The following is a 26,377-nucleotide window of genomic DNA, read 5'->3' as shown; positions in this document are numbered from 1 at the left end:
CCAGACGCCGCGCCGCCGTGTTCTGCGCGAGCGTGCCCATCAGTGCCAGCAAGCCGCTGCCGAGATTCGCGCCGATCACGAGACACAGCGCCACCTTCAGTGAGATCACGCCGGACGAGGCGAGCGTCGCGGTCAGCAGGACCGCCGCGAGACTCGAATAGGACAGCATCGCAAATGCCGCACCGACCAGCGCGTCGAGCATGGTGTCGCCGGTCAGCGCGCCGAACATCACGCGCACGCCAGCACCTTGCATCATCGGCTGGGCGGCTTCAACGATCAGGTGCAGCGCCAGCAGGATCAAGCCGAGCCCGATCAGCGTACGGCCGACCTGGCCGAGCCGGGTTTGCTTGCGCGACAGAAAGAGCGGCACGCCGAACAGAATCAGGATCGGCGACAGCCATGACAGATCGAGTGTCAGCAACCGCGCCATCAATGCGGTGCCGACGTCGGCGCCAAGCATGATCGCGAGGCCGCTGGTGAGCGGCAGGAGACCTTGCGCAGCGAACGACGTGACGATCACCGCCGTTGCATTGCTGCTCTGCACGAGGCTCGTGACGCCGACGCCCGAGAGGAAGGCACGCCAGCGGCTGCTGGTGCTACGCCCGAGGACGCTGCGCAGATCGGCGCCGAGCACGCGCAGGATGCCGGTACGTACGATGTGCGATCCCCACACGAGGAGCGCCACACCAGCCAGAAGGTTAAGGAGGATCAACATAGGGCACTGCGCATCCGTTCCTGCTGCCATGACCGAACCGCATGCCGCGCGAACCGGCACCCAGGGCGTTTATGACAGTAGTGTTGCACATTTTTGCCTTATTGTAATTTTGTGCTTTTAAATATACGCTCGCGCAAAGCTGTGGATTGCTGTGTGCCGACTCATGATCCGGCACGTGATTCGCTCAACTACTTAGTTTTCCCACTTCATCACGAGGACTCTGGATGAACCGCAACCTTGCGCTGTTCGACCTGGACCATACGCTGCTGCCGCTCGACAGCGATCAGGCGTGGGCCCACTTCATCGCCAGATTGGGCATAGATGGCGCTGCACAGCACGCGGAAGAAATCGATGATTACTACCGGCAGTATGTGGCCGGCACGCTCGATATGACCGCCTATCTGAACTACACATTGGCGCCGCTCGCTCGCCATTCGCGCGAGCAGCTCGACGCGTGGCATGCGCAGTTCATGGAGGAGGTGATTGCGCCGGTGATCCTGCCGGCCGCGCGGGAACTTGTGCAACGTCATATCGAAGCAGGCGACCTGTGCTGCATCGTCACGGCCACCAATGTGTTCATTACGAAACCGATCGGCAAGGCGCTCGGCTTCGATCATCTGCTGGGAATCGATCTCGGCACCGAAGGCGGCGATCCTTTGGCGCGCTTTACCGGAAACTCAGTCGGTGTGCCGACCTTCCGCGAAGGCAAGATCACGCGCACCGAGGGCTGGCTGGCTTCGCTTGGCCATCGCCTGCAGGATTTTCCGCAGAGCTGGTTCTATAGCGATTCGATCAACGACGTGCCTTTGCTCGAGCGTGTCACGCATCCGGTCGCGACCAACCCCGACCCGCGTTTGCGCGCCATCGCCGCGGATCGCGGCTGGACGGTGATTAAATTGTTTGCTTGAGATTGCGCAGGCTGGCGCGGGCTGACGGTTACACACGCCCCTTCCACGGCACCAGCCGCCGCTCCAGCGCACGCATGCCGAGATCGAACAGCCACGCGATCAGTCCGATCAGCACGATGCCCATCACCACCACATCGGTACGCAGAAAGCTCGACGCGTTGAGCACCATCTGACCGAGGCCGGCGGTAGCCGCGACCATCTCGGCGGCAACCAGGGTGGTCCAGCCGAAGCCGATGGCAATCCGCAGGCCGGTCAGAATCTCAGGCAACGCCGCCGGCAGGACCACATAGCGCACGATCTGCGCGAAGCGGCCGCCTAGCGAATACGCGGCATGAATCTGCTCGATGGTCGCGCTGCGCACACCGGCACGCGCCGCCATCGCAATCGGCGCGAAGCAGGCGAGATAGATCACAACGATCTTCGCCGTCTCGTCGATACCGAACCAGATCACCACCAGCGGTAGATACGCAAGTGGTGGCAACGGCCGGTAGAACTCCAGCGGCGGATCGAGCAAGCCGCGTGCAACCCGGCTCACACCCATCAAGATCCCGACCGGCACCGCCGTGACCGCGGCCAGCGCGAACGCACCGAACACGCGCAGCACACTCCATGCGAGATGCTCGGAGAGCGGCAAACCGCCTTGAATGCGTCCGTGCCAGGCGTCCAGAAACGCGGCCCATACAGCCTCGGGGGTCGGCAGAAATAGCGGAGGCAGCCAGTGCAGATGCGTGGCGAGCCACCATAGCGCCGCGAGCGTCGTTACCGAGACCGCGCTCAGCGCCGCGGTCGGGCCTTCGCCCGGCAAACGCCAGCCGCGTACCGGCCGCGCTTTACGTCGCGGCGGCTCGCTCGCCTGGGTCAGAGGCACATTGCCCAAAGATTCACGCGAAGCCGTCACGACAACACCTCTTCCTGATTCCGCTCATTCCGCTCATTCCGCTCATTCCGTTCATTCCGTTCGTGCAGACGGCGCACCAGCCGTTCGCGCCATTCGATGAATTCCGACGACGACTTGACCGCGCGCGCGTCGCGTGTCTCGAGAAAGCGCCGCGCGAATGGCAGGTCGTAGCTCTCGGCGATACGGCCCGGCCCCGGCGTCATCACGACGAGGCGTGTCGCCAGAAACAACGCTTCCTCCGCGCTGTGCGTAATGAAGAACACCGTCTTGCGCGTGCGGCCCCAGACGTCTAGCACAAGCTCCTGCATCGACTCGCGCGTCATCGCGTCGAGCGCACCCATCGGTTCGTCCATCAGCAGCACTTGCGGATCGCTTGCCAGCGCGCGTGCAATGCCCACGCGCTGCTGCATGCCGCCCGACAACGCGTAGACGCGCGAGCGCGCATGCTTCTCGAGCCCAACCAACGCCAGCATCTCCAGTGCGATGCGCTCGCGCTGCGCCTTCGGCACACGCTGAAAACGCAAGCCGAGCGCAACGTTGCCGAGCACGTCGAGCCAGGGCATCAGCGCGTACTTCTGGAACACGACACCGCGGTCCGCGCCCGGTCCAAGCACGGGTTCACCGTTCAACCGCACCTCGCCTCCGGTCGGCTGAATGAAACCGGCGATGCAGTTCAGCAGGGTCGTTTTGCCGCAACCGGACGCGCCCAGCGCGACGACGAATTCACCCGGCTCGATGCGCAGGTCGACGTCAGCGAGTGCGATGTGCGGCGCCGCACCACGGGCGCCTTCGTAGGCGACGTGCAGCCGCCGTATCTCAAGACCGCTCATCGTCGTGCCTCATGATGCTGATGGATAAACATGCTCAAAACGATGTTCAAAAATCAAAGCGCCGCACGTTGCACGAACTGCGGATCGACGCCGGTCGAGTAATCGGCCAGCACATTCTGAATCGTGCCTTGCGTCTTCAGAAACGCAGCGGTCGCGGCCAGCGATTTAGCCGCGCCGGATTGCGCACCGCCGCCAAGCCATGCATTCGACGCCTGCTGGGCCGGCGTCGGGAACGCATACAACGCGAGACTTGCGGGCACTTCCTGTGCGGTGGCACCGGACTCCTTCGCAACCGCCTCGACCTGCGGCGACGTCGCGGTCCATGCCGACGTGTGATCGCGGTAGCTCGCATCGGTCGCGGCCAGCACCTTCACAAAGCGCGCGACGAACTCGGCGTTCTGGCCAGCGAACTTACGGTCGACGACGAAGCCGTCGAAAGTCGCCTTGCCGGTTTGCTGCGCGACCTGACCCGATGTGATCAGCACCTTGCCGTTCTTCTTCACCTTCGCCAGCACCGGGTCCCAGATGTATGTCGCATCGATGTCGCCGCGCTCCCACGCCGCCGCGACTTCAGGCGGGCGCAGATTGACGATCTTCACGTCGGATGGATTCACGCCGGCGCTCTGCAGCGCGACCAGCGTGTGAAAGTGCGAAGTGGACACGAACGGCACGCCAATTTTCTTGCCCTTCAAACCGGCGACACTGGTGACGTTGGAACCGTCGCGCGCGACCAGCGCTTCGGCGTCGTTGATGTTGTCCAGAATCCAGAACAGCGAAATGTCGACGCCTTGCGACAGCCCGGCTGCGATCGGGCTCGACCCTGCCTCCCCGAGTTGCACCGAACCGGAAGCCAGTGCGCGGATCACGTCGGCGCCGCTGCCGAGCTTGCGATAGGTGACCTTGTAGCCGGTGGCTTTCTCGACTTCACCGGTGGCCTGCGCATAGCGCCACGGCACGACCATGTCCTGATAGGCGATCACGACTTCTTTGGTGTCGGCGTGAGCAGCGGAAGAAAACGGCGCGGACAGCGCGAGCAGCGTAGCGAACGCGGCGAGCGGACGGAGGAAACGGGTCATCGAGAAGCCCCTTTAGTGTGTGTTGTCTGGGAGGCTTTCGACTATAGGGAGTTTGTCCGGAGGCGGTTCTAATTAATCCGCAATTGCTAATGACGCTGTTTGAGCATTGCTTTTCACGTTCGGTTGGATAGGACTGTCCGCTGCGACGCCTGGCGACGCGGCTCAAGCGGATGATGACGGCTTGGGATGCCTTAGCGCAAGCTGGCCGTTCGGCGGATTGTCGTGCTTCCGCGCCAGCGGCATGATCAGCGGGTTGCCTTCAATTCGCATTCCTATGGTCGATTTTCTTAGCCGCTTGAGCTGGCTTTTCTTCAATGTCGGCGTTCCTGTTTTTGCGCCGATTGCATTACTTCCCCTGTTGAACTTTTCGCGCTACTACCGGCACGCGGCGCAAGGTATTACGCGGCGATCCATTCAGGATGGCCAGCTTTTCTGGGTCGTCATTTCGATGTGCGCGAACGCATGCTACGAGATTGGTTGCGCTTTGAGCGAAGCGTCGATACGCAGCACGTTAGCGCCCATGTTGGCCGCACTTCTCTGGCACGTGCTCTTCATCGTCGTAGCGTCAATACTGGTGTGCCTGGGCGCAGCCGATGCAGCGGCTCGTCCAGCGCGTCACGCGAGAGAGCAGGAGCGTGATGGATGGTTGATGTGGTTTTCGCTGCTCATAACCGTTGTCGTCGCAGTCTCCTTTTCCGCATCTCATTATTCGTTTACCTAACTAATTTAGATGCGCTGAGCTATACTTTTCATCCTGGTTTCAAGGAGATCCAACATGCCCAATTTGATCGACCGCCTCATCGAAGACCGCGCACTGCGACATCGCTTCATCCTCTTTCTCTACCCGTTCACGATCATCGGCGGAGTGATATCCATTACTTGCAGTCTGCTCGCGCGTCACTACCGCTAGGCAACGCAGGCAGATCGTCGGGCGGAACTGCTGAACCGCCCGCTCGCGCGCCCCAAAAAAGAACAAAGCCCGCAACACGTGCGGGCTTTGCATTTTCAAACTGACAACACACTAAACCGTTCAGACCACCCCGGCTCCATGCGCCTGCAGATCGGCGTGGTAGCTCGAGCGAACCATCGCGCCCACAGCCGCGTGCGTGAAGCCCATCTTGTACGCTTCTTCCTCGTACATCTTGAACGTGTCCGGATGCACGTACGAGCGCACCGGCAGATGGTGCTCCGACGGTTGCAGATACTGGCCGATCGTCAGCATATCCACGTTGTGCTCGCGCAGATCGCGCATCACTTGCAGAATTTCTTCTTCAGTTTCGCCGAGACCGACCATCAGGCCGGACTTGGTCGCGACGTCCGGATGCAGCGCCTTGAAGTCCTTCAGCAGCTTCAGCGAATGCGCGTAGTCCGAACCCGGGCGCGCTTCCTTGTACAAACGCGGCACCGTTTCCAGGTTGTGGTTCATCACATCGGGCTGTGCGGCGTTCAGAATGCCGATCGCGCGATCCAGACGGCCGCGGAAGTCCGGCGTCAGAATTTCAATGCGTGTTTCCGGCGACAGCTCGCGCGTCTGACGGATGCATTCCACGAAGTGAGCCGCGCCGCCGTCGCGCAAATCGTCACGGTCGACGCTCGTGATCACCACGTACTTCAGCTTCAGCGCAGCAATGGTGCGAGCCAGGTTGCCCGGCTCATCCACGTCGAGCGGATCCGGGCGGCCGTGGCCGACGTCGCAGAACGGACAGCGGCGCGTGCACTTGTCGCCCATGATCATGAACGTCGCGGTGCCCTTGCCGAAGCACTCGCCGATATTCGGGCAGCTCGCTTCTTCGCACACCGTGTGCAGATTGTGCTCGCGCAGAATCTGCTTGATTTCGTAGAAGCGCGAATTGCCGGTGGCCGCTTTGACGCGGATCCAATCCGGTTTCTTCAGCTTTTCGATCGGGACGATCTTGATCGGGATACGGGCGGTTTTGGCTTGCGCCTTCTGCTTCGCGGTAGCGTCGTAGGCAGCGGCGGAAGCCGGCACGGCATCAGGAGCGGGAGAAGCTGCGAGGTTCGCGGTAACGTCAGTCATTCGTTCGGTCCAGTCAGGCGGTGAGAGCACCGGCCTGCGGTTGGGCGACGGCCGCGGGACTGCCGTCGAGGTTTGCGGTGAGGCGTGCTGCAAAGGTACGGGCCACGTCGTCCCAGCCGGCGGCAACGCCCAGCGTTGCCATATCGACTGTTTCGAGCCCCGCGTAGCCGCATGGGTTGATGGCCAGAAACGGCCGCAAGTCCATATTCACATTCAGGCTCACGCCGTGATAGCTGCAGCCGTTGCGGATTTTCAGACCCAGCGCCGCGATCTTGGCGCCGGCATGCAGCCCGGCGTCCGGTCCGGGCGCCACGTAGATACCAGGGGCGCCCGCCTTGCGTTCTCCGGCGAGATTATACGCCGCGAGGGTGTCGATCACGGCCTGCTCGATCCGCGTGACCATCTCGCGCACCATCAGCTTGCGTCGGCGCAGGTCCAGCAAGAGGTAGGCAACCACTTGTCCGGGCCCGTGATACGTGATCTGTCCGCCACGGTCGACCTTGACAAGCGGAATGCCGCTATCGGCGGCCAATAGATGCGCCGGATCGCCGGCCTGGCCGAGCGTGAATACGGGAGGGTGTTCGACCAGCCAGATTTCGTCGGGTGTATCGGCGATGCGCGCGTCTGTGAACGCGCGCATCGCTTCGAAACTGGCTTCGTAGGGTTCGTTGCCGAGCCAGCGCAGCGTAAGCGGCGCCGTGGCGGGCAAGGGAGACGGGGAAACCGGGGTGGCGCACATGATCCCGACAGTTTACCGAAATCTGGACATCCCCGCCGGACGTGCCTGATTCACGGAGCGGCGGCGCTTCGTTTCGCGCGGGACCGCCGGAACGCCGTTCAACTGCAGCGCCGGTCCGCCACCGCGTCACGGCACCGCCGCGCCCTCACACCGTGCGCCAGCCCCCACGCATACGGGCCGCCAGCCGTTCGCCAACCCGCGCGAGCCAGTTCAGCGCACGTTCATCGCAGCGCGTCGGCACCGAAAACGCAACCTTCGCATGCGTGCTGCCCTCGGCGCTCAACCACAACCGTTCACCGCGCCGCAGCCGAAGCGTGTGGCCAGGCTGCAGCCAGTAGTCTTCCGTGTCGTCGCTGCGGGTGACCCACACCGCGCCGCCGTGCACCACCAGCTTGGTGCTGCGTGCTACCTTCATAGGAATGGTTTCGCCGTTGCGGATTTCAAACGCGATGCTAGAGGAAATTTCTCGCATGATGCCCTCGCCAAAGTTCGTTTCGTGGCTACAATCGTAGGCGTAGCAAGGGTTTACGCAAAACGATCTATTTTCACCTCTATGTGAGAAATATTGCGATGGACCTCCGGCAATTACCCCCGCTGAATGCCATCAAGGCGTTCGAAGCCGCCGCCCGCCACGAGAGCTTCTCGCGCGCCGCGGACGAGCTGTTCGTCACGCACGGCGCCGTCAGTCACCAGATTCGCGCGCTTGAGGCCGAGTTGGGCGTCACGCTGTTCGCCCGCGACGGCAAGCGCGTCCGGCTCACCGACACGGGCCGCCGCTATGCCACGCGCGTACGCACCGCGCTGACGGGGCTTGTCGACGCCACGCGCGAAATCCGCGCCGGCGACCGCGAGCGGCGCCTCGTCGTGTCCATGCTGTCCTCGTTTGCAGCGCGCTGGGTGACGCCGCGCATCGGCAGCTTTATCGAGGCGCATCCCCAGTGGGACCTCGAACTGCTGTCCACCAACGCGTTGACCGATTTCGCACGCGACGACGTCGACGTGGCGATCCGCTTCGGCTACGGCAAATATTCGGGGCTGCACGCGGAGTTGCTGCTGGAGGAGATATTCTTTCCGGCCTGCGCGCCGAATTTCAACGGCGGCAAGCTGCCGCAAACGCCGGCCGATCTGGCCAAAGTCCCGTTGCTGCGCTCGGACGACGAACTCTGGCGCCCGTGGTTCGACGCGGCCGGCCTCACCGACTGGCCGGAGCCGAAGCGCGGCGTGCTGTATCAGGATTCGTCGAATCTGCTGCAGGCGGCCATCGACGGTCAGGGGATCGCGCTCACGCGCCGTTCGCTGGCGATGCACGAGATCGCGGCAGGCCGCCTTGTGCGGCTATTCGATGTGGATGGTCCGAGCCCGTGGCAGTACTACTTCATCTGCCCGCCGCAGATGCTCGAAACCGCGCGCGTCAAGGCGTTCCGCGCCTGGGTATTCGAAGAAGTGGGACGGTTCAAACAGCTTTTCGAGCAGGCTTGCGAGGTGGGGCCTGCAGCATGCGCCGATCTGGCGGCGGACGCATTGCGCGTCACGCCGTAAACCAGAAGCACAAAAGCCTGGCGTTAAAGCACCACTTTCACCATCGGGTGACCGGTGAGCGCGCGATAGACATCGTCGAGCTGCGCCTGGCTCGTGGCGCGCACCGTGACCGTCAAACCGGTGTAATTGCCGCCGCTGGACGGCCGCGTTTCCACGCGCTCGGGGTCGACTTCGTTATCGAACTGCCGAACCACCGTGACCATCGTCTCGGCGAACTCGGGATGTGACTTGCCCATGATCTTGATAGGAAAGTCGCACGGAAACTCAAGCAATGACTCTTTCGCGAGATTCACTTTCTACTCCTTGCTGCGCTTGTTGCGCTTGTTGCGCTTCCTTGGCCTTGGCACGCTGATAGGCTGCGTACAACGCCGCAAACACCGCGCCCGGCTTGCCGTTGCCAACCGGCCGACCATCGAGTTGCGTGACCGGCAGCACTTCTTTGGTGGCGGAACTGACCAGAATCTCGTCAGCGGCACGCAACTCAGCTTCGGCGATCTCGCGTGCTTCGAAGCGGATGCCGCATTCGCTCGTCAGCTCTTCGATCAGACCGTAGCGAATCCCTTCGAGAATCTTGTGGCTGCGCGGCGGCGCGTACAACACGCCGTTCTTCACCATCCAGATATTCGACGACGAACCTTCGGTCAGCATGCCGTCACGAAACTGGATCGTCTCGAACGAGTCGTTTTCGGCTGCGTACTGCGCCATTAGCACATTGCCGAGCAGCGACACCGATTTGATGTCGCAATTGAGCCAGCGACGATCTTCAGCGGTGACGCAGCGCACGCCTTGCGCGCGCTGTGCAGCGTCCGGCAGGTTCAGCGGCGTGACCATCACGAATACGGTCGGCTGGATGCCGGCCGGGAACGCGTGACCGCGCTTCGCGACGCCCCGTGTGATCTGAACGTAGGCAATCGCGTCCTGATCGGCGCGCAGGCCTGCGTCCGCTTCATTGGCCGCGACCACGCGTTCGATCAGTTCGCGCCAGCCGGCGTCGTCGAACGGATTGACGATGCCGATCTTGTCCAGCGAGCGCGCAAGGCGCGCCAGATGATGCCTGAAGCGAAACGCCGTACGGCCGCTCGCATGCGGATACAACGGCGCGACTTCGTAAATGCCGTCGCCGAAAATAAAGCCGCGGTCGAGAACCGGCACGTGCGCCTCGGACAAGGGCACCAGCTCGCCATTCAGATAAACGATCGGGTCGAGCGAAACATCGGAAACAGCGGTCATCGCAATCGGGCTCTTACTTCTTCTTGTTGAACATCAGCATCAGCGAATCCCACACGCGGCCGACCACGCCGGCTTGCGGCACTACTTGCAACGCGACGATCGGGAATTGCGCCAGCACCTTGCCGTCGGCTACAAGCTTCGCCGTGCCGACCTGCTGACCGTTCGTGATCGGTGCGATCAGCGGATCGATCTGCTCGATCTGCGGCTTCACCTTGTCGCCCATGCCCTTCGGCACGGTGATGTACTGATCGCCCTTCACGCCGATCTGCACGGTGTCCTGCGCACCCTTGTAGACGCGCGGCGTGCCCACCACCTGATTCGCCTTGTACAGACGCACCGTGTCATACGCGGTGTAGCCGTAGTTCAGCATCTTCAGGCTGTCCTGCACGCGGTCGTGTTCCTTGACCTCGCCCATCATCACCGAGACGAGACGGCGCGACCCGTCGGTCGTGCCCGGCAGCGAACGCTTCGCGCTCGCGATCAGGCAGTAGCCGGCCCCTTGCGTGTGACCGGTCTTCAGGCCGTCCACCGTCGGGTCGATCCACAGCAGACGGTTGCGGTTCGGCTGCTTGATCTTGTTGTACGTGAATTCCTTGACCGAGAAGATGTTGTAGTAGTCGGGGAAGTCACGAATCAGACGCGCCGACAGGATCGCCAGGTCGCCCGCGGTCGTGTAGTGCTGCGGGTCCGGCATGCCGTTCACGTCGGCGAAATGGGTGTTCTTCATGCCGAGTTTCTGCGCTTCGGTGTTCATCATATTGACGAACTGCGATTCGCTGCCGCCCACCAGTTCGGCCAGCGCGATCGCCGCGTCGTTACCCGACTGGATGATCATGCCGTACACCAGATCGTGCACAGTCACCGGCTTGTTCGCCTCGATGAACATACGCGATTCGTCGGTGCGCACGCGGCGCACCGCTTCGCTCGGTTCAATCGTCTGGTCCATCGTGATCTTCTTCGTCTGCAGTGCTTCGAAGACGAGGTATGCGGTCATCAGCTTGGTCAGCGAAGCCGGTTCGACGCGTTCGTCGGCATTGCCCGATGCGAGGACCTGATTGCTGGTTGCATCGACGAGCACCCACGAGCGCGCATTCACGCCCGGCGGCGGCACTTGCGCGAACGCCGTGCTGGCAGCGAGGGTTGCCGGCAGCACGATGCCGAGGGTCACGGCATGGCTAAGCGTAGGGGGAACGAAAGAAGAAACTGACGGGAATGACGTGCGGCCGAAGGTGGAGAAACGCATAGGGTCGATTCGTGCGGAAAAATACATCGCGCGCAGGGCGCACAGTTTGGAGGAGCCGGTCGGCGAGCGTCAGGCCGTAAAAACGGCGCGGCGCCCATTTGACTTCCGGCGACGCGATCGGTTCGCGCAGCACGCCTCGCATCCGGCACCGCTGCGCGCGCAAAAAAGCTACGCGTCGCGCGAACTGCCGGGTGGGCGATGCTGCGCCCAAAAAAGAGCGCTCATTATACGCGCGCTATCCTGGTATCTCTGACCAAAGGGCGGCGATTAATTTGCGTTCGCACGTACCTGTACCCCGGAAAACACGCGCGACGCGCTCGTCAATGCCACGCGTCGACGATGATCCGCTTCAGGACGTGCAGCTTGCGATGCAGAAAATGCTCTGCCCCCGGAATCACGACGACCGGCAATTCCTGCGGCCGCGCCCAGTCGTAAACCGACTGAATGGGAACGGTATCATCGATTTCGCCGTGAATCACGAGCGTGTTTTCCGGCACAGGCGCGACTTCCCAACGGCTCGCCGCGGTGCCGACGAACACGATCCGTTCGATCGTCTGACCTTCTTCGCGCAGCTTGGCAGCCACGTGCGACAGCACGAAGGTGCCGAACGAAAAACCCGCCAGTACGAGGGGCAGATCGCCCTGCCCTGCTTGCGCGCGCATGTGATCGAGCACGGCGCGCAGATCGTCGCGCTCGCCAATGCCGGCGTCATGCTCGCCTTGCGTTTCGCCGACACCCCGGAAATTCGACCGATACGTCACGTAGTTCAACTGCACAAGCGTGCGCGCGAGCGTCTGGGCGACCTTGTTGTCCATCGTGCCGCCGAATAGCGGGTGCGGGTGCGCGACCAGGGCGATGCCGCGCGGCGCGGCGCCGTTCTCGCGCATGTCGTCGGGCAGATCCAGCGCGACTTCGATCTTGCCGACCGGGCCGTCGATCAGATACTTCTTCGTATGTACATTCATGGCGCGGTTTATTGATCGATTTTCAGACGCTCGACGATCTTGCCGTTCACGAGGTGCGAATCGACGATTTCATCGATGTCGCTTTCGTCGACGTACGTGTACCAGACGCCTTCCGGATAAACGACGACCGTCGGACCGAGTTCGCAGCGATCCAGACAGCCGGCCTTGTTGATCCGCACCTGGCCGGGGCCGGCGAGGCCGAGTTGCTTCACGCGTTTTTTCGCATGCTCCTGCATCGCCTGCGCGTTGCAATTCGCGCAACTCGGGCGCTCCGCGCCGGGTTCGCGCTGATTGAGACAGAAGAAGACGTGGTACTTGTAGAAGGAGTCCATGATGTCCGGGAGCGAGACTGTAAGAGTGGGGAATGGCGCTGAAAGCGCTGCGGCGGCCCTGTTGTGCGGACGATTATAGCGAGCGGGGCTGGCGGTCGCTGAACGGCGGACGGCGGACTGAGGGCAGCTCGCGGCCCGGCCGGATTTGCAGCGCGCCTTTTGGCGTGCGCCCTGCGCAGCTTGGCGCGACTCATGCGGCCGCCTGCATGCGTCGCCCCTGCTTCATGCGTGCCGCATGCGTCCCTCATGCGTGCTTCACGCGCCGCTTGAGCCACACCTGCTCGACGAGATAGGCGAGCCACACTAGCGCCGCATACGGCCAGACCCACGCGATCCAGTGCGCGAGGCCGTTGAAGTGCAGATAGCGGCCCTGCCGCCAGTCGGCCAGCACGGCATCGAAATACGGATTCACCGGCAGCAGGTTGACGAACACCAGCGCGACTGTGAGCGCGCAGGCCGCAAGCGTCGCACGCGACCTGCGCCGCAGCCGCAGCGCCAGCAGTGCCGCGACGGTGCCGCACACGAGCCCCGCCAGCGCGCCGGGCGTCGCCCAGTCGAACGCAAGGCCGGATTGCGATTGCAGAAAGGTCGCGCCCGCCTTGACGCCCAAGGTCGTGACGATAAACACGATCAACAAACGCACGAGCGGCGCATGGCGGCGCACCGGCAGCGAAGCGAGAGCAAGTGCGGCGAACAGATTGAGCGTCGTGATGACGGTTTCCCAGACGTCATCCGGCAGCCAGGCGGCAACCAGCGCCGGCCACGCGCCGACGTGCCAGGCCGGCGGCGCCCATGCGAGCAAGGCATCTTGCGTCGTCGAATCGAAGCGCAGCCAAAGTTCGCGCGGCCAGTTGCCGAGACCGAAGAGGCGGGGCGCCGGGTACATCGTTGCGAACGGCCACAAGGCCACGAGACACGCGAGCGCCGCCGTGTCGCGCTCGAACCAGAGAAGCCGCAAACGCCGCAGCAAGCCGCGATCGAGCAACGCGCCCGTGGCCGGCGACATGATCGCCGCGCCGAGCAGCGCGCCGAGCGCATTGGCGGCCAGATCGAGGTTGGAGGCAACACGCGTCGGCAGGTAGGTTTGCACCGCCTCCATCACGCCCGACAGCAACCCGCCGAGCACGAAGGCCAACGCGACCGCCAGCGTGCCGCGCCAGCGCGGATACACCGCGAGCACCACCAGCGCGCCGAACGGCATATAGCCGAGCACGTTCGTGACGACGTCGAACGCCGTCAGGTACTGCGGCATGGGATCAAACAGATAGGCAAACGGAGCGAGGCCGAGCGAACGCCAGCCGGAAAACGGATACCACGAACCGTAGACGATCAGCGCCGTGTACAGCCCCAGCGCCTGCCGGGCAAGCGCCGAAGGACGGCGCTGCCAGGATTTAACGCTCATGCAGCGCTCCGTTCTTTGCGCTGCAAGCCGGTCATTGCGCGGCGACCAGCGCCTGCACGCCCAGCCATGCGCCGATCTGCGCGACGAGATCGTCGCTGGCCGCAGCGAGCGCCTGCGCGCCGCCAGCGGCGTCTGCCGAACTGGAGGGCGCGCGCGCGATGAAGGTGCGCTGGCCGATCACCTTGCCGCCTTGCGTCAACGTAGCGCGTGCGGTGACCGCCGCGTGGCTTTCCGACCGGCTATCGAAGACCTGTTCGAACTCGCTCAGATCGACCTTCAGGACCGCGGCGTGCACGCCGTCGGCCCCAGTCAGCACGGTGCCACGCGAACTGAGCACACCGCGCAGACGCTGGGTCAGCAGTTGCGACGGCGCCATGGTCCAGTGGCTATTCGCGTACGACGCCGTCTGCTGCGCGTCGGCGTAGCTGAGCCGGTAAATCAGCTTGTCGGATTCGAGGTTGTCGGGCGCGCTGACATCGAGAACCTTCACCGCCGGCAGCGTGCCGGCCGAGGCCGCCGGGTTCGGCGGCCCAAGGTCGTAGCGGATGTCCGAGATCGCCGCCGGGTTTCCTGCGCATCCCGCAGCCAGCACGCCGAACGCGAGCAATACCGCAAGCGCGGCGCTCGAGGACAACAATCGGTAAATCGAGCGTGACATAAGCATGTTCCTTCTTCAAAACCTTCAAATCATTTCATTGGGCGGCGTGCGCAGCGGCGCGAGCGGCGGGCCACGTGAAGCCAGCTTCCCCAGGACCTGGCGCCGCACTCGGCGCACCGAACAGCACGCTGCGCGGATTGGTGCTGAACGTGTCGGCAGCGCGGTCCACAGAACGGGCCGCGGAGCGCACGTCTTCGGCAAGCGAATTGACGCGCGGCAACGTGTCGTAACCGACGCGCGCCGACAACTCCTGTATCGAACTATCCATCGACGTCAGCGCGTCACCCGCTTGTTGCGCGGCTGTCCCGACCTTGTTCAGGTTGGTCTCGAACGGGCCGTCCGGGCGGTTCAGACTGGTGATCAACTGATTGGTCGATGCCAGCGTGCGATCCAGTGCGTTGATCGTGGCAGGCAGCTTGCCGGCTGCGGGCGCCATCTGCTGGGTCAGCGTGGCGACGCCGTCGGCGGCCTTCTGAATGCTCGCCGCCGTGCCCTGCAGCTGGCTGACCATTTCCGGCGACAACAGATTGTCGACGTCGTCAGCGACTCTTTCGAGTTTGCGCAGCAAGACGTCGCCGCGCTGCTGCAACTGATCGAGCAAGCCCGGATGCATCGGCAATTGCGCCACCGCTTTCGTCGACGAAGCGAGCGGCGTCGGATCGCGCCCAGTGTCATCCAGCTGGATGAAGGCGATACCCGTCACGCCCTGAAACCCGAGGCTGCCGAACGTGGAATGCGTAATCGGCGCGTGCGTGTCGACGAGGATGCGGATCAGAATCTGGCCCGGATGATCCCGATCGAATTTGATCGACTGCACCTTGCCGACGTCGAGCCCGCGATAGCGCACCGCCGCGTCGGTATAGAGCCCCGTGACATTGGTGCGGGCAATCAGATCGTACGGCACCCGCACGGAACGGTCGACGTTGAACAAGAAACCCGCCACTGCGATTGCAGCCAGCAAGGCCACCGTGAAGATCCCGGCCCAGAAGGCATGTGATTTGTTTTCCATTGTCAGGTTCCCTGGTTCACAGCGGCAATTCGGACGATGCCGATTCGAGCGCCGCGCGCGGCAATTTCGCGCGGCGTTCCGGCGGCAGCGCCTGCAGCGCGCGACGCCCGCGCAGGCCGAGGAAATATTCGCGGATAAAAGGATGATCGACGCCCGCCGCCTCTTCGACCGGCGCGGCGACCAGCACCTTGCGATCCGCCAGCACGGCGACGCGGGTGGACAGTGCGATCATCGTGTCGAGATCGTGCGTGACCATCACCACCGTCAGACCGAGCGCGCGATGCAGCGCGGAAATAAGTTCGACGAATTCGTCGGACGCCTGCGGATCGAGGCCGGCGGTCGGTTCGTCGAGAAACAGCAGCTCGGGTTCGAGCGCGATGGCGCGCGCAATACCCACGCGCTTGATCATCCCGCCCGAGAGCGCCGACGGCATCTTCGACGCGTGCTTGCACGGCAAGCCGACCATCTCGAGCTTGAGCATCACGATGTCGCGCAGCAGGTCCTCGGGCACCTTGCCGAGTTCGCGCAACGGCTGCGCGACGTTGTCGAACACCGAGAGCGACGAGAACAGCGCACCGCGCTGAAACAGCATCCCGGAACGGCTGCGCATGAGCAGCGCGGCTTCAGGCGAAATGGTGGCAATGTCCTGACCAAACAGCTTGATGCTTCCCGACGACGGCCGCTCCAAGCCGAGAATCTGACGCACCAGCGTGGTCTTGCCCGAGCCCGACCCGCCGACGATCGAGACGATCTCGCCGCGCCGCACGTCGAAATTCAGATGCTGATGCACGATGTTGCGGCCGTAGCGCTTGGTGATGTCGATCACCTCGATCACGGGCTCCGCAATCTCGGGCATCGGTTGGCCGCGTACGGCCTGGCTGAGTGGCGCGATCATCCTAGCCCCACGTTCTGGAAGAGAATCGCGAACACCGCGTCCGCGAGAATCACGATGGTGATCGAGGTCACCACCGAGGTCGTCGTACCTTCGCCGAGGCTTTGCGAATTGGCCTTGATACGGAAGCCGAAGTGACAGCCGACGATCGCGATCAGCATGCCGAACGCTACGCCCTTGCCAAGGCCGATCCACAAGTTCGCAACCGGCACCACACTCGGCAAGGCGCGCGCGAAGTAGCTCATGTCGATGCCGAGCACGATCTTCGCGGCGACCGCGCCGCCGGTCAACGCAATGATGTTGGTCCACATCACGAGGAGCGGCATGGCGACGCCGAGCGCGACCACGCGCGGCAAAATCAGCCGCAGGCCGTGCGGGATGCCCATCACGCGCATGGCGTCGAGTTCTTCGGTGACGCGCATCACGCCGATCTGCGCGGTAATCGCCGAGCCCGAACGACCCGCCACCAGAATCGCCGACAGCACCGGCCCCAGTTCGCGAATCACCGAAAGCCCGAGAATATTGACGATGTACTGATTCGCGCCAAAGAGCCGTAGTTGCTGCGCCGACAGATAGCTCAGCACGATGCCGATCAGGAACGCGACCAGCGCGGTGATCGGCAACGCCTTGGTGCCAGCGTTATAGACGTTCGCGGAGATTTCGGTCCATGGCGTGATTTTCGGTTTGCGCAGGATCGCGAGGAGATCGAGCACGACCTGCCCGAGCATGCCGAATCCGCCGTACAGGTGCTCGAAGAACGAGAAGATCGCGAGGCCCAGCCGGGTAAACGGATCAAACTTGATCACCGGCTCGACCTTTTCACGCGCCGTGTCGAGCAGTGCGATGCGCTCGAAAATGTCGCGTTGCGTATCGGTGAGCGTGGTGTCCGGGGGCATCTTGTGGCCCCACACGCGCCACAGTGCCTGGCCGCCGACGTGGTCCATCCGGTCGATACGCGACAGGTCCCATTGGCGGATGCCTTCAGCGCCGAGCAGCGAGTGCAACAGAGGAATCACGTGGCCGGTAGCTTTGTCTCGCGCGAGCGCGAGCGCCGTCCACTGGCCCGAGAGCCGGACGATCTTGCCTTGGCTGCCTGCCGCGACTTCAAGGCCGGGCGGAGTGTCGTCGTTCAAGGATCGCTGCAATCTGGTTATCGGATTAGGGGTCATTGTAACGAAGGCGCGGCGGATGAACTGTGCTCGCGGGCTCGCAGCGTTCGCTGTGGCTACAATATGAGACATGAACGCCTCCAAGACCCCACCCCAAGCCGCCGCGGCTTCCGACTGGCGCATCGACCGCGAGCGCGCCGTTGCGCTATTCGGTCCGCACGCGCATGACTGGCCGATCGAAATCGTCGAGGAAACCGGCTCGACCAACGCCGACCTGATGACGCGCGTCAAGGCATTGCCGCGCAAAGCTGGCGCGCTGCCGCGGCCGATCGTGCGGGTCGCGTATCTGCAAACCGCGGGCCGCGGCCGCCGTGGCCGCCCATGGTATGCGGAGCCGGGCAATGCGCTGCTGTTTTCGGTGGCATGCGTGTTGCCGCGCCCGCTCGAAGGGCTGGCGGGTTTGAGCCTCGCAGTAGGCGTGGCGCTGGTCGACGGGCTGCGTTCGTTGCCGGTTGCCGGCCCCGGACAGATTGCGCTGAAGTGGCCGAACGACGTCCTGCTCGAAGGCGACAAGTTGGCCGGCATCCTGATCGAAACCGCGTGGAGCACGGATGACGCGAGCGCCGTGGTGATCGGTATCGGCACCAATGTGAAGGGCGCGGACGAACTCGCCGCCAAGGTCAGCGCGCTGAACGCGGACGTGCCGGCGCAAGCGCGCGGCACCGTGCCGACCGCGCTGCAACGCGCGCTGCCGAATGCGAACCTCACCGATACACTGGCGGCGGAACTGAGCGCGCTCGAACCCGCGTTGCAGCGCTTCGGCGCCGAAGGCTTCGCACCGTTCCAGGCGCGCTGGAACGCCGTGCACGCCTACGCGGGCCGCGAAGTCGTGCTACTGGAGCAAGGTCAAGAGCTGGCGCGCGGCGTGGCGGCGGGCGTCGACGAGCGCGGGCAACTGCTGCTCAACACGGCGGCGGGCCGTCTGACCGTCGCAACCGGTGACGTCTCGCTGCGTCTGGCCGACGGTGCTGCATGACGAGCGGTGCGCCTTATCTGTTGATCGACGCGGGCAATAGCCGAATCAAGTGGACGCTGGTCCAGCCGGACGGCACGCAAATCGCGGCCGGCGCGCTCGCGCACGGCGGCGCTGACCAACCCGACTGGTCGAATTTGCCGGCACCGGGCAGCGCATGGCTATCGAACGTCGCGGGCGAAAGTGTCGCGGCGCGGATTGCCGCACTACTCGACGCTCACTGGCCGCAACTGCCGCTCACGACGATCCGCGCCTGCGCGCAGCAATGCGGCGTGACCAATAGCTACACGACACCGCATACACTCGGCAGCGATCGTTGGGCCGGCCTGATTGGCGCGCACGCGGCGTTTCCCGGTGAGAATCTGCTCATTGCGACGTTCGGCACGGCGACCACGCTTGAAGCATTGCGTGCGGACGGCTGCTTTGTCGGCGGCCTGATTGCGCCGGGCTGGACCTTGATGATGCGCTCGCTAGGCGAGCACACGGCGCAACTGCCGACGCTCGACGCCAACGCGGCGCGCGGCTTGCTCGACGCCAACGCCACGTCTGATCGAGAACGTCACGGCCCGTTCTTCGCGACCGATACGCAGCGCTCGTTGTCGGCCGGTTGCACGTTGGCGCAAGCCGGTTTGATCGAGCGCACGTGGCGCGACTTGCAGGACGAATGGCAGGTGCCGGTGCGCCTGGTGGTGAGCGGGGGCGCCGTGGACGAAGTGACAAGCGCGCTTAAAGTGCCGCATACTCGCCACGATTCGCTGGTGCTGTCTGGGCTTGCGCTGATTGCTGCCGAACGCGCGACGGAGCGCGACGCCTGAGCCGCGGCCACACGGATAACAGCGACCGAACTTATCGACGGGGAATACTAACAATGCTGCGCTGGCTGATCGCCATATTGTTTCTTGCCAACATGCTGGCATTCGTCGCGATGCGTGGCGTATTCGGTCCGACGCCCACAGCCGGCAGCCGCGAACCGAACCACCTGAACCGCCAGTTCCATGCGGAGTGGTTAAAGGTGCAACCCGTCACCGCAGCCGAAGCCGCCGACCAGGCGATCGTAGGCGGCCCGGCGCCGACGGCGCCGATAGCGGCATCGGCGCTGCCGCAGTAAAGAAGCGGTGGAAGGTGCTGACTGGTGCTAGAAGTAGTGCCGATCCCGAGCACTGCGCTCAGCTTCGGCGAAGAGAAAAAAGCGCCGCCCGGACAAACACATCACCCTTGCGCGCGAACCTTCCTCAATAACGCGGTGGTCGAGCGCTCGTGCTCGAAGGGAATCGCCAAAGCCTTGCCGCCCCATCCCCGCACAATGGCCGATTCGGGCAAAGTATCCATGTCGTAGTCGCCGCCTTTGACGAGCACATCCGGCCGCAGCGCCGAAATCAGCTCCACGGGCGTCTTCTCGCCAAAGCACACCACGTAATCCACACTCTCCAGAGCAGCGAGCAAAGCCATCCGATCGGCCTCGTTATTGATCGGCCGGTCATCCCCTTTGCCTAGCATGCGCACTGAAGCATCGCTATTGACACCGACAATCAGGCAAGCGCCGAGCGCTTTGGCGTCGGCTAGATAAGTCACATGTCCGCGATGCAGGATGTCGAACACCCCGTTGGTAAATACAACCGGCGCGGGCATCGAAGCCCGAAGCTTCACCAGCGCATCGAGCGTAAAAATCTTGCGTTCAAAAGTGGCGGCCATGATGGAGTCGCAAAAGAAAAAAAGAAGTGCCGCTACGATACACGGCGAGCGGCATGAAGCAAAACGGCCCGGCAAGCTCACGCTTGCCGGGCCGTTCCTGAAACCTGAAACCTTAAACCATCAAGCCGGCTGTTCAGCCGATTTCTGATCGGCCTGCAAGCGCGCGACGACTTCCTTGCGATACCGGTTCAATTCCTGCGCGGTATTGAACGTGCGCTCGAACAGAATCGACAGGTTGTGCAGAATCCGCTCGACCACTTTCTTTTCCCAGCCGTCGTCGAAACGGATCTGCTCGTCGAGCCAGCGCTCGAGCCATTCCGGATCCGGCAGACGCGATTGAATCGTGTCGCGCGGGAACAGCGCCTGATTCACGTGCAGGTTCGTGGGGTGCAGCGGCTTTTCCGTGCGGCGCGCCGATGCCATCAGGACGCCGATCTTGGCGAACGCAGCACGCGCGATGTCGCCGGTTTGCGTCATCGCTTTCTTCATGTAGCGCAGATACGCGCCACCATGACGCGCTTCGTCGCGCGAAATGGTTTCGTAGATGGCCTTGATGACCGGCTCGGTGTGCCATTCGGCAGCACGGCGATACCAGTGATTCAGGCGGATTTCGCCGCAGAAGTGCAGCATCAGCGTTTCGAGCGGCGGCGCCGGGTCGAATTCGAAGCGCACGGCGTGCAGTTCTTCTTCGGTCGGGCACATTTCCGGCTTGAAGCGGCGCAGATATTCCATCAGCACCAGCGAATGCTTCTGTTCCTCGAAGAACCACACGCTCATAAATGCGGAGAAATCGCTGTCGTGATGGTTGTCACGCAGAAACATTTCCGTGGCGGGCAACGCCGACCATTCGGTGATCGCATTCATCTTGATCGTCGCGGCCTGCTCGTCGGTCAATAGCGATGCATCGAACTTGTCCCAAGGAATGTCTTTCTCCATGTCCCATCGAACGGATTCGAGCGATTTATAAAGTTCCGGATAAAGCATGGTGTTCATAGTCCCACCCCTGTTCTGCGCATACTGTCTGTGTCTGTCACTACTACGTGTAGTACTTTTACTGATGACGAACGAAACGCACCGTTTTGTGCCTCGTTTATCGGCCAAGCATTCAATTTTACGCGGTAATCGGCCGCCTAGATGCACCGGGCAGCAAAGAAGTCCAGGCGTTTGCGCGGCGCTGCTAACCAGAAGTTACGCGCTGCGCGGCCAACCATGGGTGAGGGATACCCTATGCCTGAGGTCGAGCCAGTTTGCGGTGAATCCGCACCGTCCAGCCCTGCGCCGGGGGTACCGGCGGCGAATGGAGCAAGGGCGGCTGGATTGGTTGTTTTCAGCGCACGCCCAAAAGCCAAATAAAGCTTACACAATGATAGCACGCTGACTTTACGGATCCCGTGCATTACCAGCCGCAATTCCGGTGCCTGATTGACCTCTCTCAATAAACTACCCGATTCGTAGAGTTTGGCCGACGATCGGCGTCAAAACCATGACAGGCGGCGAATTCTCTTCGCTTGCACCGCCGGTCCGCCGGGCTTTGCGCCGTCGTCGCACGGGTCGCGCTGCCCGGTTTCATTCCTGCCGTTAAACAGACTTTTTGGTCGCTCGCGGGGCGGCGCCCGAACTGCCTGCGCGTTTCGCGGACATTGAAGTTGACGTCGCGGCCCGCTTCGCTGCCGGCCGTTTGGTTGCGGGCCCTGCGTCTGCGGCGGCCTCATCCGCCACGTCATCCGCGTCATCCGTGTCAGCCGCGTCCTTTGTCGATGCCGAAACGCTCGCCGCACCCGGCGAGTCCGTCGCCGAACCGCCTGATGCGGTGGCTGCCGCAGTTGCTTGCGTCACTGCAAACTGGGCGATCTGATTGAACTGCGATTGCAGCAGATTCCACCAGGCGGAGGCGTCGAACGGTGGCGTTGCGGCGGCCTCACCTTCGTCGGTTGCCGACTCTGCGGCGGCCGATGAGCTCGTACTGTTCGAAGCCGAAGCAGTCTCCGGATGCGGCCAGCCGGTCTGCGCGGGACTCGCCGCAGCCGCTGCGGAAGCCGGCTGCGCCATCGACGACTGCGCGAACGCGCCGAACGCACGCAGCGTCGCGAGCGTGGCGCGCTGCACTTCGAGCGCCTGAATGGCTGACTGCAGCATGTTTAGATTCAGCTTGAGCCACTGCTCGACCGCTCGCATGTCGGTGATGCGCTTGTCGAGTTCTTCGACGTTGGTCAGCGGCGCCATCATGTCGGACATCATCGACAGCGACGGCCCGAGACTGCTTCCAGGCTGCGCGCCCGAAAACGCCGAACCGAACGGCGAGAGACGCATCATGCCCCACATCTGTTCGAGCATTTCAGTGGGCGGAAAACCGGGAAAGCCGGGAAAGGGCGGCGTGGTGCCAGGTGTATCGGTCATGCTTGTCGCCTCGCTGCATAAAGGGAAGGAAATAGCGCCATCCCGCGCGCATCTGATTCGATCATACCGCGCGTGGCGCTGCGAACCGCGCTTACTTTGGGCTGCTGTTCGCCCCACTCGCGCAGCACCTCAAGTGCCGACCGGCGGGGCTTTGCGCGGGGTTTTGTGTAATACGCGCCAGTCTCCGGTTTCAGGAGCGCTCACCGCCCGAGGCGCCGCCGCCCGGCGTGTGCCGCGGCGGCCCTCTCCACGGGTCCATGCCGCCAAAATCCGGCGCGCGCCGCTCGCGCAGCGAGTTCACGCCTTCGCGCACATCCGGCCCGGCGAACCCCATGAATTCCAGTGCCAGCGACGCATCGAACGCCGGTCCCGCCGAGCGCAACCAGTTGTTCAGCGCGTACTTGGTCCAACGAATCGCCGTTTGCGAGCCGCTGGCCAGTTTTTGCGCGACTTCGAATGCTTTGGGCCGCAGATCGTTTTCGTCGACGGCAAGCGACACGAGGCCGATCCGCTCCGCCTCCTCGCCGCTCACCGGCTCGCACAGCAGCAGGTAATACTTGGCCTTCGCCATGCCGCACAGGAGCGGCCAGACGATGGCCGCGTGATCGCCGGCGGCAACGCCCAAGCGCGTATGGCCGTCGATGATCCGTGCCGACTTCGCCGCAATCGAGATATCGGCGAGCAGCCCGGCCACGAGCCCCGCGCCGACCGCCGGACCGTGCATCGCCGAAACGATCGGCTTGCTGCAATTGATCACGTTGTAGACCAGATCGCGCGCCTCGCGCCACACGCGTGCGCGGACCTCGAAATTGGTCGCCATGTCTTCGACCAGTTGCAGGTCGCCACCGGCCGAAAAGCCCCTGCCCTCGCCGCGAATGATCGCGACACGCGTTTCGGGATCCCGATCGATATCGCGCCAGATTTCGGCGAGTTCGAAGTGCATCCGCGCATTAGCGGTGGCCAGCCCGCTTTTGTTCGCGCCCTCGCCGCTCATCACGACTTCGAGCACACCGTGCGGGTGGCGGTGCAATTGCAGCGACTGGTAGTGCGCGTAATACGCGTCGTTACTGTGTGTTGCTTGAGACATGGTGAGCAATCCGTCTATCGGTATATCCGTTGAAACCGTCGCCCTAAGGGGACATTCGGCACATTCGACACATTCTCCGCGCTATGTCAGCGCAAACCCCCGCGCAAACTCAATACGGCTGATAAACCCACTTCGCATTCTTGATTTCGACCATCACGCGCGCCCGTTGATCGAGTCCGAGGTGATCCGTGGTGCTCATGTTGACCACGCCGTTGGTGTCCGCGAGACCACGCGTCGCTTCCAGTGCGTCGCGCAACGCACGGCGAAATTCCGGTGTGCCGGGCGCGGCCACCTTAAGCGCGATCGGTACCGCGTTGCCGAGCAGCATGCCGGCGTCCCAGGTGTACGAACCGAACGCCGACACGCTGCCCGGTCCGCGCAATGCCTCAAAGCGCCCGATGTAGTCGAGCGCGAGACGTTTGGCCGGATGGTCCGCTGGCAATTGCGCGGCGACCAGCACCGGGCTCGCGGGCAGGAACGTGCCGTTGCAATCGGCGCCGCACACGCGCAGGAAGTCGTTATTGCCGACCCCATGATTGTGATAGATCAGTCCTTTGTAGCCGCGTTCCCTGAGCGTCTTCGGCGGCAGCGCGGCGGGCGTGCCGGCCGCGCCGACCACCACCGCATCCGGATGGGTCGCGAGAATCTTCAGGACCTGGCCCGTCACACTCGGATCGGTGCGGTTGAAGCGCTCGCTCGCCACCATGTCGATGTGATGCAGTTGCGCGAACTTGGCAACTTCAGTGTAGAAAGTTTCGCCGAGCGCGTCGGCCTGGCCGATGAACGCGATCGTTTTGACGCCGTGCGCACTGGCATGCCCGGCGATCGCCGAGGCCATCATCGCATCGGTCTGCGGGGTCTTGAATACCCAGTGGCGCTTTGCATCCACTGGCTCGATGATTTTCGCCGACGATGCCAGCGAGATCATCGGCGTTTCGCCATCGGCAACCACATCGATCATCGAGAGTGAATTCGGCGTGATCGACGAGCCGATGATCACGTCGACGTGATTCTCTGAGATCAGCTTCTTGGTGTCCTGCACAGCCTGCGTGGTGTCGGACGCGTCGTCGAGCACGATGTATTCGACGCTTTGCCCGCCGATCTGCTTGGGCAGCAGCGTGGCAGTGTCGCGCGCGGGAATACCGAGTGATGCAGCCGGCCCGGTCAGCGACAACACGAGGCCGATCTTCACCTGCGCAAGTGCGAAGGCGGGTAGCGCGCCACATAGTGCGGCGGCAAGACGGGCGAGCCCACGCCGCGACGGTGTTGCGCGCACGCTCGATGCGTGAGCGCGCTGGGTTCCTCGTTCGAAGGATTCAAATCGCGGCATGCTCTCTCCTCACGTCGGTTTTTCGTTTTGATGTACCGCCGATGTGCTGCTTGTGCCTGGCTCACGCGCTGCGTCGCGCTGGTTTCGCGTTGGGTCCGCAATCGACGGCCAGCCGCTACCCCGAGGCCGCCGCCGCGCCAGTCAGTGTAGCGGCGCGTTGTGGCGTCGGCATCGGGCGAAACCCTTTCGCGGACACCGAGGCGCGTGCGGATGCGATCTTGATGCCGCGTACCGCACAAAACCGGTGCCTCGGCCTGGCGCCTCAATCCAGCGGCGCGATGCCCTGATCGATCGAACCGAAAATCGACTTGCCTGCTTCGTCGAACATCTCGATCTTCACGGTATCGCCGAACTTCATGAACTCGGTTTGCGGCGCGCCGTGCTCGATGGTCTCGAGGCAGCGCTTCTCGGCGATACAGCAATAGCCGCGCTTCGCGTCCTTGTTCGACACCGTGCCCGAACCGACAATCGCACCGGCGCGCAGGTTGCGCGTTTTCGCCGCGTGCGAGATCAGTTGGCCGAAGTGGAACACCATGTCGGTGCCGGCGTCGGGCTGGCCGACTTTCTTGTTGTTCCAGTGGACGATCATCGGCCGGTGCAGGCGCCCTTCGCGCCAGCTCTCGCCGAGTTCGTCGGGCGTAACCGCCACCGGCGCGAACGACGTGGCCGGCTTGCTCTGGAAAAAGCCGAAGCCCTTCGCGAGTTCGGCGGGGATCAGATTGCGCAGCGAGACATCGTTGACGAGCGTCACCAGACGCACGCTCCTGAGCGCCTGATCGGGGGTGGCGCCCATCGGCACGTCCGTGGTGATCACGGCGACTTCCGCCTCGAAGTCGATGCCGAATTCTTCAGATGCGCACAGCACATCGTCTTTCGGGCCGATGAAGTCGTCGCTGCCGCCCTGGTACATCAGCGGATCGGTCCAGAATTCCGGCGGCATTTCCGCGCCACGCGCGCGGCGCACCAACTCCACATGATTCACGTACGACGAACCGTCGGCCCACTGGAACGCGCGCGGCAGCGGCGCCATGCATTCCCTGGCGTCGAACGGGAAGGTGTTGCGCGCGCGGCCCTGGTTGAGCGCGTCGTACAGGTCCTGCAGTTGCGGCGCGTAGAAGGCCCAGTCGTCGAGCACGCGCTGCATGGTGGGCGCGATCGCGTCGGCGACGGCCGCGGTGTGCAGGTCGCGGGACACGACGATTAGCTGACCGTCGCGCGTGCCGTCCTTCAGCGTGGCAAGTTTCATAGAGGAGTG

Annotated in this window: 30 protein-coding genes; 7 read left to right on the top strand and 23 right to left on the bottom strand. The window is 63.4% G+C overall.

Features of this window, described 5'->3' with window-relative positions:
* Window positions 1-715 (bottom strand): Na/Pi cotransporter family protein (locus tag GNZ13_RS29455; protein ID WP_172171132.1); only part of this gene is annotated, 715 nt, incomplete at its 3' end.
* A gap of 224 nt (window positions 716-939) precedes the next feature.
* Between GNZ13_RS29455 and GNZ13_RS29450 the strand changes: the two genes are divergently transcribed.
* The gene (locus GNZ13_RS29450; protein ID WP_172171130.1) at window positions 940-1,623 is read left to right on the top strand and encodes a histidinol-phosphatase; all 684 of its coding nucleotides are present in this window, start codon (window positions 940-942) and stop codon (window positions 1,621-1,623) included.
* Between the two features lie 28 nt (window positions 1,624-1,651).
* On the opposite strand, the gene GNZ13_RS29445 is transcribed toward GNZ13_RS29450, so the two are convergent.
* The 3 genes from GNZ13_RS29445 to tauA are packed head-to-tail and all read right to left on the bottom strand — an operon-like array spanning window position 1,652 to window position 4,427.
* Window positions 1,652-2,521, bottom strand: coding sequence for an ABC transporter permease subunit (locus GNZ13_RS29445; protein ID WP_172171128.1), 870 nt, complete (start codon window positions 2,519-2,521; stop codon window positions 1,652-1,654).
* Window positions 2,518-3,351, bottom strand: a complete 834-nt coding sequence (locus GNZ13_RS29440) for a taurine ABC transporter ATP-binding protein (protein WP_172171126.1) — start codon at window positions 3,349-3,351, stop codon at window positions 2,518-2,520. Before GNZ13_RS29440 ends, GNZ13_RS29445 begins: the two co-directional genes overlap by 4 nt.
* Window positions 3,352-3,404: 53 nt before the next feature.
* Window positions 3,405-4,427, bottom strand: a complete 1,023-nt coding sequence (tauA, locus tag GNZ13_RS29435) for a taurine ABC transporter substrate-binding protein (protein ID WP_172171124.1) — start codon at window positions 4,425-4,427, stop codon at window positions 3,405-3,407.
* A gap of 106 nt (window positions 4,428-4,533) precedes the next feature.
* Here tauA and GNZ13_RS29430 point away from each other — a divergent pair, with 106 nt between their 5' ends.
* Window positions 4,534-5,148 (top strand): hypothetical protein, encoded by a 615-nt coding sequence (locus GNZ13_RS29430; RefSeq protein ID WP_236002242.1) that lies wholly within the window; start codon window positions 4,534-4,536, stop codon window positions 5,146-5,148.
* Window positions 5,149-5,202: 54 nt separating this feature from the next.
* Complete coding sequence (locus GNZ13_RS53585) at window positions 5,203-5,337, top strand: hypothetical protein (protein ID WP_268959198.1); 135 nt, start codon at window positions 5,203-5,205, stop codon at window positions 5,335-5,337.
* Between the two features lie 120 nt (window positions 5,338-5,457).
* Here GNZ13_RS53585 and lipA read toward each other — a convergent pair whose 3' ends face one another.
* The 3 genes from lipA to GNZ13_RS29415 all read right to left on the bottom strand — a co-directional run bounded on the left by lipA (window position 5,458) and on the right by GNZ13_RS29415 (window position 7,676).
* Window positions 5,458-6,465 carry a lipoyl synthase gene (gene lipA, locus GNZ13_RS29425; RefSeq protein WP_172171122.1) on the bottom strand — a complete coding sequence of 336 codons (1,008 nt, stop codon included), beginning with the start codon at window positions 6,463-6,465 and terminating at the stop codon, window positions 5,458-5,460.
* A gap of 13 nt (window positions 6,466-6,478) precedes the next feature.
* Window positions 6,479-7,204 carry a lipoyl(octanoyl) transferase LipB gene (gene lipB / locus GNZ13_RS29420; RefSeq protein WP_172171120.1) on the bottom strand — a complete coding sequence of 242 codons (726 nt, stop codon included), beginning with the start codon at window positions 7,202-7,204 and terminating at the stop codon, window positions 6,479-6,481.
* A gap of 145 nt (window positions 7,205-7,349) precedes the next feature.
* On the bottom strand, window positions 7,350-7,676 hold the full coding sequence (locus GNZ13_RS29415) for a DUF2917 domain-containing protein (protein WP_054035681.1): 327 nt from the start codon (window positions 7,674-7,676) through the stop codon (window positions 7,350-7,352).
* A gap of 98 nt (window positions 7,677-7,774) precedes the next feature.
* Between GNZ13_RS29415 and GNZ13_RS29410 the strand changes: the two genes are divergently transcribed.
* Window positions 7,775-8,743, top strand: coding sequence for a transcriptional regulator GcvA (locus tag GNZ13_RS29410; RefSeq protein ID WP_172171118.1), 969 nt, complete (start codon window positions 7,775-7,777; stop codon window positions 8,741-8,743).
* Window positions 8,744-8,766: 23 nt separating this feature from the next.
* Here the strand turns inward: GNZ13_RS29410 and GNZ13_RS29405 are convergent, their stop codons facing one another.
* The 10 genes from GNZ13_RS29405 to GNZ13_RS29360 form a co-directional block, all read right to left on the bottom strand.
* The gene (locus GNZ13_RS29405; RefSeq protein ID WP_236002243.1) at window positions 8,767-8,979 is read right to left on the bottom strand and encodes a DUF493 family protein; all 213 of its coding nucleotides are present in this window, start codon (window positions 8,977-8,979) and stop codon (window positions 8,767-8,769) included.
* 28 nt (window positions 8,980-9,007) lie between these two features.
* Window positions 9,008-9,973: a D-amino acid aminotransferase gene (locus GNZ13_RS29400; protein WP_172171114.1), complete on the bottom strand. Its 966-nt coding sequence runs from the start codon at window positions 9,971-9,973 to the stop codon at window positions 9,008-9,010.
* A gap of 13 nt (window positions 9,974-9,986) precedes the next feature.
* Window positions 9,987-11,216, bottom strand: a complete 1,230-nt coding sequence (locus GNZ13_RS29395) for a D-alanyl-D-alanine carboxypeptidase family protein (protein ID WP_172171112.1) — start codon at window positions 11,214-11,216, stop codon at window positions 9,987-9,989.
* 320 nt (window positions 11,217-11,536) lie between these two features.
* A complete protein-coding gene (locus GNZ13_RS29390; RefSeq protein WP_172171110.1) occupies window positions 11,537-12,181 on the bottom strand; it encodes an alpha/beta hydrolase in 645 nt (214 codons plus the stop codon).
* Window positions 12,182-12,189: 8 nt separating this feature from the next.
* Window positions 12,190-12,513, bottom strand: coding sequence for a (2Fe-2S) ferredoxin domain-containing protein (locus tag GNZ13_RS29385; RefSeq protein ID WP_172171108.1), 324 nt, complete (start codon window positions 12,511-12,513; stop codon window positions 12,190-12,192).
* 244 nt (window positions 12,514-12,757) lie between these two features.
* Window positions 12,758-13,915 carry a VanZ family protein gene (locus GNZ13_RS29380; RefSeq protein ID WP_172171106.1) on the bottom strand — a complete coding sequence of 386 codons (1,158 nt, stop codon included), beginning with the start codon at window positions 13,913-13,915 and terminating at the stop codon, window positions 12,758-12,760.
* Between the two features lie 31 nt (window positions 13,916-13,946).
* Window positions 13,947-14,573 carry an ABC-type transport auxiliary lipoprotein family protein gene (locus GNZ13_RS29375; protein WP_172171104.1) on the bottom strand — a complete coding sequence of 209 codons (627 nt, stop codon included), beginning with the start codon at window positions 14,571-14,573 and terminating at the stop codon, window positions 13,947-13,949.
* Between the two features lie 34 nt (window positions 14,574-14,607).
* Window positions 14,608-15,582 carry an MlaD family protein gene (locus GNZ13_RS29370; RefSeq protein ID WP_172171102.1) on the bottom strand — a complete coding sequence of 325 codons (975 nt, stop codon included), beginning with the start codon at window positions 15,580-15,582 and terminating at the stop codon, window positions 14,608-14,610.
* 16 nt (window positions 15,583-15,598) lie between these two features.
* Window positions 15,599-16,477 (bottom strand): ABC transporter ATP-binding protein, encoded by an 879-nt coding sequence (locus GNZ13_RS29365; protein ID WP_172171100.1) that lies wholly within the window; start codon window positions 16,475-16,477, stop codon window positions 15,599-15,601.
* On the bottom strand, window positions 16,474-17,607 hold the full coding sequence (locus tag GNZ13_RS29360) for an MlaE family ABC transporter permease (RefSeq protein WP_172171098.1): 1,134 nt from the start codon (window positions 17,605-17,607) through the stop codon (window positions 16,474-16,476). The genes GNZ13_RS29365 and GNZ13_RS29360 overlap by 4 nt, the downstream gene beginning before the upstream one ends.
* Before the next feature lie 106 nt (window positions 17,608-17,713).
* Here GNZ13_RS29360 and GNZ13_RS29355 point away from each other — a divergent pair, with 106 nt between their 5' ends.
* From GNZ13_RS29355 to GNZ13_RS29345, 3 genes are read left to right on the top strand one after another with little or no spacing between them, the layout of a single operon-like run.
* Entirely contained in the window at window positions 17,714-18,619 is a 906-nt protein-coding gene (locus GNZ13_RS29355; RefSeq protein WP_172171096.1) for a biotin--[acetyl-CoA-carboxylase] ligase, read from the top strand.
* Window positions 18,616-19,431, top strand: coding sequence for a type III pantothenate kinase (locus GNZ13_RS29350; RefSeq protein ID WP_172171094.1), 816 nt, complete (start codon window positions 18,616-18,618; stop codon window positions 19,429-19,431). Before GNZ13_RS29355 ends, GNZ13_RS29350 begins: the two co-directional genes overlap by 4 nt.
* A gap of 53 nt (window positions 19,432-19,484) precedes the next feature.
* Window positions 19,485-19,724: a hypothetical protein gene (locus GNZ13_RS29345; protein ID WP_172171092.1), complete on the top strand. Its 240-nt coding sequence runs from the start codon at window positions 19,485-19,487 to the stop codon at window positions 19,722-19,724.
* 101 nt (window positions 19,725-19,825) lie between these two features.
* On the opposite strand, the gene rfaE2 is transcribed toward GNZ13_RS29345, so the two are convergent.
* The 6 genes from rfaE2 to GNZ13_RS29310 form a co-directional block, all read right to left on the bottom strand.
* Window positions 19,826-20,308, bottom strand: coding sequence for a D-glycero-beta-D-manno-heptose 1-phosphate adenylyltransferase (rfaE2, locus tag GNZ13_RS29340; protein ID WP_172171090.1), 483 nt, complete (start codon window positions 20,306-20,308; stop codon window positions 19,826-19,828).
* 120 nt (window positions 20,309-20,428) lie between these two features.
* Entirely contained in the window at window positions 20,429-21,301 is an 873-nt protein-coding gene (locus tag GNZ13_RS29330; protein WP_172171086.1) for a ferritin family protein, read from the bottom strand.
* A 585-nt stretch (window positions 21,302-21,886) separates the two neighbouring features.
* A complete protein-coding gene (locus GNZ13_RS29325) occupies window positions 21,887-22,705 on the bottom strand; it encodes a PhaM family polyhydroxyalkanoate granule multifunctional regulatory protein (protein WP_172171084.1) in 819 nt (272 codons plus the stop codon).
* 190 nt (window positions 22,706-22,895) lie between these two features.
* On the bottom strand, window positions 22,896-23,792 hold the full coding sequence (locus tag GNZ13_RS29320) for an enoyl-CoA hydratase/isomerase family protein (RefSeq protein ID WP_172171082.1): 897 nt from the start codon (window positions 23,790-23,792) through the stop codon (window positions 22,896-22,898).
* Window positions 23,793-23,901: 109 nt separating this feature from the next.
* Window positions 23,902-25,122 (bottom strand): ABC transporter substrate-binding protein, encoded by a 1,221-nt coding sequence (locus tag GNZ13_RS29315; protein WP_172171080.1) that lies wholly within the window; start codon window positions 25,120-25,122, stop codon window positions 23,902-23,904.
* Window positions 25,123-25,384: 262 nt separating this feature from the next.
* Window positions 25,385-26,368: a fumarylacetoacetate hydrolase family protein gene (locus GNZ13_RS29310; RefSeq protein ID WP_120297469.1), complete on the bottom strand. Its 984-nt coding sequence runs from the start codon at window positions 26,366-26,368 to the stop codon at window positions 25,385-25,387.
* Window positions 26,369-26,377 lie beyond the last annotated feature (9 nt).

The organism is Paraburkholderia elongata (assembly GCF_013177735.1).
GTDB classification, from domain to species: domain Bacteria; phylum Pseudomonadota; class Gammaproteobacteria; order Burkholderiales; family Burkholderiaceae; genus Paraburkholderia; species Paraburkholderia elongata.
Note: the sequence above shows the minus strand (reverse complement) of the source record. Positions and strands in the feature narration are given on the sequence as shown.

Excerpts from the sequence above, each read along its gene's own strand:
- GNZ13_RS29405 (WP_236002243.1), bottom strand. The coding sequence starts at position 8,979 with ATGGGCAAGTCACATCCCGAGTTCGCCGAGACGATGGTCACGGTGGTT.
- GNZ13_RS29365 (WP_172171100.1), bottom strand. The coding sequence starts at position 16,477 with ATGATCGCGCCACTCAGCCAGGCCGTACGCGGCCAACCGATGCCCGAG.
- GNZ13_RS29410 (WP_172171118.1), top strand. The coding sequence starts at position 7,775 with ATGGACCTCCGGCAATTACCCCCGCTGAATGCCATCAAGGCGTTCGAA.
- GNZ13_RS53585 (WP_268959198.1), top strand. The coding sequence starts at position 5,203 with ATGCCCAATTTGATCGACCGCCTCATCGAAGACCGCGCACTGCGACAT.
- GNZ13_RS29440 (WP_172171126.1), bottom strand. The coding sequence starts at position 3,351 with ATGAGCGGTCTTGAGATACGGCGGCTGCACGTCGCCTACGAAGGCGCC.
- GNZ13_RS29400 (WP_172171114.1), bottom strand. The coding sequence starts at position 9,973 with ATGACCGCTGTTTCCGATGTTTCGCTCGACCCGATCGTTTATCTGAAT.
- GNZ13_RS29380 (WP_172171106.1), bottom strand. The coding sequence starts at position 13,915 with ATGAGCGTTAAATCCTGGCAGCGCCGTCCTTCGGCGCTTGCCCGGCAG.
- GNZ13_RS29370 (WP_172171102.1), bottom strand. The coding sequence starts at position 15,582 with ATGGAAAACAAATCACATGCCTTCTGGGCCGGGATCTTCACGGTGGCC.
- GNZ13_RS29310 (WP_120297469.1), bottom strand. The coding sequence starts at position 26,368 with ATGAAACTTGCCACGCTGAAGGACGGCACGCGCGACGGTCAGCTAATC.
- GNZ13_RS29350 (WP_172171094.1), top strand. The coding sequence starts at position 18,616 with ATGACGAGCGGTGCGCCTTATCTGTTGATCGACGCGGGCAATAGCCGA.
- GNZ13_RS29355 (WP_172171096.1), top strand. The coding sequence starts at position 17,714 with ATGAACGCCTCCAAGACCCCACCCCAAGCCGCCGCGGCTTCCGACTGG.
- GNZ13_RS29375 (WP_172171104.1), bottom strand. The coding sequence starts at position 14,573 with ATGTCACGCTCGATTTACCGATTGTTGTCCTCGAGCGCCGCGCTTGCG.
- GNZ13_RS29330 (WP_172171086.1), bottom strand. The coding sequence starts at position 21,301 with ATGAACACCATGCTTTATCCGGAACTTTATAAATCGCTCGAATCCGTT.
- rfaE2 (WP_172171090.1), bottom strand. The coding sequence starts at position 20,308 with ATGGCCGCCACTTTTGAACGCAAGATTTTTACGCTCGATGCGCTGGTG.
- GNZ13_RS29320 (WP_172171082.1), bottom strand. The coding sequence starts at position 23,792 with ATGTCTCAAGCAACACACAGTAACGACGCGTATTACGCGCACTACCAG.
- GNZ13_RS29415 (WP_054035681.1), bottom strand. The coding sequence starts at position 7,676 with ATGCGAGAAATTTCCTCTAGCATCGCGTTTGAAATCCGCAACGGCGAA.
- lipB (WP_172171120.1), bottom strand. The coding sequence starts at position 7,204 with ATGTGCGCCACCCCGGTTTCCCCGTCTCCCTTGCCCGCCACGGCGCCG.
- GNZ13_RS29395 (WP_172171112.1), bottom strand. The coding sequence starts at position 11,216 with ATGCGTTTCTCCACCTTCGGCCGCACGTCATTCCCGTCAGTTTCTTCT.
- tauA (WP_172171124.1), bottom strand. The coding sequence starts at position 4,427 with ATGACCCGTTTCCTCCGTCCGCTCGCCGCGTTCGCTACGCTGCTCGCG.
- GNZ13_RS29325 (WP_172171084.1), bottom strand. The coding sequence starts at position 22,705 with ATGACCGATACACCTGGCACCACGCCGCCCTTTCCCGGCTTTCCCGGT.
- GNZ13_RS29345 (WP_172171092.1), top strand. The coding sequence starts at position 19,485 with ATGCTGCGCTGGCTGATCGCCATATTGTTTCTTGCCAACATGCTGGCA.
- GNZ13_RS29385 (WP_172171108.1), bottom strand. The coding sequence starts at position 12,513 with ATGGACTCCTTCTACAAGTACCACGTCTTCTTCTGTCTCAATCAGCGC.
- GNZ13_RS29315 (WP_172171080.1), bottom strand. The coding sequence starts at position 25,122 with ATGCCGCGATTTGAATCCTTCGAACGAGGAACCCAGCGCGCTCACGCA.
- GNZ13_RS29450 (WP_172171130.1), top strand. The coding sequence starts at position 940 with ATGAACCGCAACCTTGCGCTGTTCGACCTGGACCATACGCTGCTGCCG.
- lipA (WP_172171122.1), bottom strand. The coding sequence starts at position 6,465 with ATGACTGACGTTACCGCGAACCTCGCAGCTTCTCCCGCTCCTGATGCC.
- GNZ13_RS29390 (WP_172171110.1), bottom strand. The coding sequence starts at position 12,181 with ATGAATGTACATACGAAGAAGTATCTGATCGACGGCCCGGTCGGCAAG.